The sequence below is a fragment of the Lamprocystis purpurea DSM 4197 genome (genome assembly GCF_000379525.1).
Lineage (GTDB): Bacteria > Pseudomonadota > Gammaproteobacteria > Chromatiales > Chromatiaceae > Thiodictyon > Thiodictyon purpureum.
Genome location: NZ_KB902487.1, coordinates 1 through 1,139, shown reverse-complemented (window position 1 = coordinate 1,139; position 1,139 = coordinate 1). Strand labels below are relative to the sequence as shown.

At 65.7% G+C, this 1,139-nt stretch carries 2 protein-coding genes; both read left to right on the top strand.

All coding sequences use genetic code 11. The features are described 5' to 3' along the window. The first annotated feature begins 189 nt into the window (after positions 1-189). Positions 190-519: a UPF0175 family protein gene (locus A39O_RS0111275; RefSeq protein ID WP_020504762.1), complete on the top strand. Its 330-nt coding sequence runs from the start codon at positions 190-192 to the stop codon at positions 517-519. Between the two features lies 1 nt (position 520). Continuing rightward, positions 521-1,033, top strand: coding sequence for a DUF3368 domain-containing protein (locus tag A39O_RS0111270; RefSeq protein WP_020504761.1), 513 nt, complete (start codon positions 521-523; stop codon positions 1,031-1,033). The last annotated feature ends 106 nt before the right edge of the window (positions 1,034-1,139 follow it).

Sequence of the window (1,139 nt, the reverse complement as noted above, 5' to 3'; positions counted from 1 at the left end):
CCGCCTGGTGTTCGACTACCTGGGCATGACGGAAAACTCCCGCCGCCGCCCGCGGGGACGGCCAGCCACGGTGGGCTAGAACGGATTCGCCGTGGATAGTGCGCGCTGGGGAGCGCATCGAGATCCGTTGAGGCCGTTGTCCTGCACCGATGCTATGCTAGGTGTACCCCTTAAGCGGAGTACCTTCCCATGCAGACCATCGGCATCAAAGCGCTGCAGACCAACCCAGGCGTCCTCAGCAAAGCGCTCGACAGCGGCGACTATCTGCTGATCACGCGGCATGGCAAACCGATCGGCATCGCCGCCGCCTTCGATGACGGCCTGCTCGATCTGGGATTCCGCAAGTGGATCGCCGTGCGCTCCTTCCAGGCCGGGGATCTCAGCCTGGGCCAGGTGGCGCAGGTGTTCGACAAGCCGCGGGAGGAGACCATGCGGCTGCTGGCGGAATTGGGGATCGCCATCGCCGACTACGACCTGGCCGAAGACCTCGAAACCCTGGAGTTGCTCGGCAGCCACTGATATGGACGCCATCGTCAGTGATACGACCGCCCTGATCGTACTGGCGCGCCGGCAGCGCCTGGACCTGCTGGGGGCCTGTTTCGAGCGCGTCTTGCTGCCGCGGGCCGTCTACCTGGAGTGGCTGGCCGGCGACGCGTCCGTTGAGCAAACCGTCGCGTCTCTCGGCTTCCTCGAAGTGGTCGAGGTGGACGACTCCCCCTTGCTCGGTGAACTGCGCATGCTGCTCGACCCGGGCGAGGCCGAGGCCCTGGCGCTCGCCCGCGCGCAAGGGCTGCCGCTGTTGGTGGACGAAAAGAAGGGCCGGACCATTGCACGGATGATGAAGATCCCGGTGCTGGGACTGGTCGGCGTCCTGTTGCTCGCGGTGGAGCGCGGCATCCTGGAGCCACAGGTGGCCGGCGCGCTCTTACAGGAGTCGATCAATCATGGTTTTCGGTTGTCCGAGCGGCTGCATCAGGCGTTCCTGAACCGCTTGGCGTTGTCGGCCGACCCACAGATGAAAAGCAAGACGTGACATCGCCGGTACCACGGCGAATCCGTTCTAGCCCACCGTGGCTGGCCGTCCCCGCGGGCGGCGGCGGGAGTTTTCCGTCATGCCCAGGTAGTCGAACACCAGGCGG

Coding starts and splice junctions, on each gene's coding strand:
- A39O_RS0111275 (WP_020504762.1), top strand. CDS start 190: ATGCAGACCATCGGCATCAAAGCGCTGCAGACCAACCCAGGCGTCCTC.
- A39O_RS0111270 (WP_020504761.1), top strand. CDS start 521: ATGGACGCCATCGTCAGTGATACGACCGCCCTGATCGTACTGGCGCGC.